This window comes from Pseudoalteromonas sp. S558 (assembly GCF_005886635.1).
Lineage (GTDB): Bacteria > Pseudomonadota > Gammaproteobacteria > Enterobacterales > Alteromonadaceae > Pseudoalteromonas > Pseudoalteromonas aliena.
In genome coordinates, this window is the sequence record NZ_PNDU01000125.1 from 1 (window position 1) to 3,410 (window position 3,410).

Annotated in this window: 2 protein-coding genes; one reads left to right on the plus strand and one right to left on the minus strand. The window is 40.0% G+C overall.

Features of this window, described 5'->3' with window-relative positions; genetic code table 11:
• Positions 1-193: 193 nt before the first annotated feature.
• Positions 194-1,090, minus strand: a complete 897-nt coding sequence (locus CWB66_RS09965) for a GGDEF domain-containing protein (RefSeq protein ID WP_138585261.1) — start codon at positions 1,088-1,090, stop codon at positions 194-196.
• Positions 1,091-1,223: 133 nt separating this feature from the next.
• Here CWB66_RS09965 and CWB66_RS09970 point away from each other — a divergent pair, with 133 nt between their 5' ends.
• Positions 1,224-3,197: a monovalent cation:proton antiporter family protein gene (locus CWB66_RS09970; protein ID WP_138585262.1), complete on the plus strand. Its 1,974-nt coding sequence runs from the start codon at positions 1,224-1,226 to the stop codon at positions 3,195-3,197.
• Positions 3,198-3,410 lie beyond the last annotated feature (213 nt).

Consider the following 3,410-nt stretch of genomic DNA (forward strand, 5'->3'; position numbering starts at 1 on the left):
CGCAAAAAATTTTTGTATCTAGTTGTTCTAAATAAAAAATTTTTAACGACGTTATAGTGCAATTTAATTCGTTAAATTGATCAAAGAATTATGCAGTTTGGTATTAGTCACATTTTTTGGCTAAACACGCACCAATAAAAAGCCTAGCGGGGGAAGCTAGGCTTTTTATTGGAAATTGGTTTCGATGCTGCGATTAATAGGCTTTTGCGCAGTTTCTGCCAGACGCTTTTGCTTTGTATAAACCTTTATCGGCACGAGCAAATATCTCATTTTCGCAATCTTTGCTGCTTGCTAATGTAAAGCCAATACTGGTTGTTACTTTATATTGCAACATCACACTTGAGTGCCTAACTAGGCGCATAATACGCTCAGCAATCACTTTATTGGTAGTAAACTCTGGATCTTCAATTAATATTGCAAATTCATCGCCGCCAAATCGAAATACAGAGTCGGTGCCGCGAATACTGCTGCATAAAATCTTAGAAAATTCAATGAGCGTGTCATCGCCAATTTTATGACCAAAGTTATCGTTTACTTGTTTAAAGTTATCTAAATCAAGCAACATAAGGCTGAATGGGCGTTGATAACGTCGGCAATTTTCAAGCTTTTGTAATAAAATGTCATTAAATTGACTACGATTATTTAACCCTGTTAATGCATCTTTTGTCGCGAGTTTTAACACTCGGCTATACATCATTGCATTACGAAGTGGGTAAACAAGGGCAGCGTGCAAAGCCCGTAGTTTTCTTTCAATTACAGCATTAAGCGGATACTGGCTAAAATATATTAGCTGTCCTAAATGCTCTTTGCCAATGCTTAAATCGTAAAAATATGGCGTGCTTGTAGTACTGCTATCTGATGTTTGTGTAGTACCAAGCGTTGATTGAAACTGTAGCCCTGAAAAGTTCAGCAACTTTTTTGCAAACTTTGCATACATAGCCAAAATATCTTCAATGATTAAACTAGTTTGTAATTCAGTAACAAGCTCATGCGTTGCCGTAGGCTCATCTAAACGTGTAGGTTCGGCTGAAAACGGCAAAAAATCACCGCGACCAGTTACACGTTGTGTCAAAATATGGACATTTTCCATTCTATTCTCCCCCGAGGGTGTTGCTTTGCACTTAACAAGCTATTTCTATGCCATATTTTAAAACTGGCTGAAAAACAGATGCTTGCTATATTTAAAGTAAGTTCCACTGTTTAATTAGCGCGAGAGGCCGTACTTGCAGAGTATTAATGTTCAAATTTTTGGCTTATTGGTCGCAGCGGTTCTTTTGGTGTGGTTTTTTAAGCGTATTGGTTTGCCGCCTATTTTGGCGTACTTAGCAACTGGCGTTTTAGCGGGTAGTCATGGTATTGGTTGGATGGCGCAAACGCACGAAATCGACTTTGTGGCCGAGCTTGGTATTGTATTTTTGTTATTTAGTTTAGGGCTCGAATTTTCTATTTCACGTTTAATGGCAATGCGAAATATTGTGTTTGGTTTAGGCTCCTTACAAGTTGTAGTAACCAGTTTTGTGTTTATTATTACGCTGTATAGCTTAAGTTTTAGCTTGCTCACCAGCTTTACCATCGGCGTTATTATGGCGCTTTCTTCTACGGCGGTAGTGGTTAAGTTATTAAAAGAAACAGGGGAGCTTAATCAGCGCCGAGGGCAACTTGCCATCGGCATGTTGTTATTTCAGGATATCGCGGTTGTTCCTCTGCTTATTATTCTTCCTTTACTTGCCACAAGCGATTCGCAAAGTATTAGCTGGGCGCTCGCTTTTGCTCTTTCTAAGGGCGCATTTGTGTGTTTATTGTTATGGGCAATAGGCAAATGGGTGCTTCCCAAAGTATTTAATGAAATAGCGCTAGTGCGTACTGATGAGTTATTTGTACTTACCACATTATTGGTTGCTTTATTTGCAGCACTTTTAACGTACATGTTTGGCTTATCTATGGCTTTGGGCGCTTTTTTAGCTGGCATGATGCTAGGGGAGAGTCATTATAGGCATCAACTAGAGGCTGATATAAGGCCTTTTCGCGATATTTTAATGGGGTTATTTTTTGTAACTGTAGGTATGCAGCTCGATATCCTTTATGTGCTCAGCAATAGCTTGTTTATTATTGGAGCGTTGCTTGGCTTATTAATTTTAAAAATTGCCGTTGTTGCAATCAGTGCTCAGCTTATGGGAGAGCGAAAGCAAGATGCATTGGCATGTGCAATTATGCTTTGGCAAATGGGTGAGTTTGGCTTTGTGCTTATTGCTTTGGGCAGTCAGCAGCAACTATTAACTAGCGAACAAGCCTCATTTTTAATTGCACTGGGTGTACTTTCAATGGCATTTACACCATTTTTGATTGATAAAACTCCATTTATACTAAAACGTTTAGGTGTACTTGATAGAGCAATCATGGCTTGGGAAAGCGAGCCTAAAAGCAGCACACTTTATAGTAATCATGTCGTTATTTGTGGTTTTTCGAGAGTAGGGCAAACAATTGCACGGTTTTTAAAGCCTGAGGCAATCGAGTACGTTGCTATTGAGAGTAATCCAATACTTGTTCAAGAAGGCAAAGCCGCAGGTGAGCCCGTGATATATGGGCATGTTAAACAAAAAGATATTTTAAAATGTGCCGGTGTAGAACGTGCGCGTCTCGTTATTATTACCTTTACCGAGTTCGAGCAAACACAAGTAGTAATAGATGCCATTAAACAAATAGCGCCCGAAGTTAAAATACTTATACGCACACGAGATGATAGCCAGCTCGAAAAATTAAAAGAATTGGGGGTAACCGAAGTTGTGCCCGAAACGTTAGAAGCAAGCTTAATGCTTGTGTCGCATGTATTATCTATGTCGGGCGTGCCTATGAGTCGAATTGTTAGGCGCGTAAGCAAAGAACGCCGTAACCGCTATCAGTTTTTACAACGTTTTTTTACAGGTGAACATATTGATGGCGATGAAAATAGCAGCGACAGATTAGAATATTTACACGTTATAGCCTTGCCCGATAAAGCATACGCCGTAAATAAAAGTATTAGTGAGCTTAACTTAGCAAAACGAAAAGTGTCGATAAAAGCGTTGCGCAGGCAAGATCGTGAAATTGATGCCCCATCAGATCAAACTTTGTTATTGGCAAACGATATTTTAGTTTTGCAAGGTAAGCCACGTCGTGTTGAGCGGGTAGAGCACTACCTGCTCGACGGAATCGAATAGTTGCTTAGGTTGGGGCGTGTTGACCTTTCGTGATTGATTTTGCAGCAGTACGTTTGGTATTTAGGCAAGACAGAGCCTGTGATGTGTGGTCATTCCCCATAAATAGGCGATAACGCAGCATAAATACCAAACATGCGCTGCCCTTTGGGCTCTATCTAGGGACGATTAACTCTTTGTTGCTCGGTTTTTACTTAGCCCACTAGGTTACAAACC

What these genes read in the sequence shown, in the direction of transcription:
- CWB66_RS09965 (WP_138585261.1), bottom strand. Translation starts at nt 1,090, where the DNA reads ATGGAAAATGTCCATATTTTGACACAACGTGTAACTGGTCGCGGTGAT.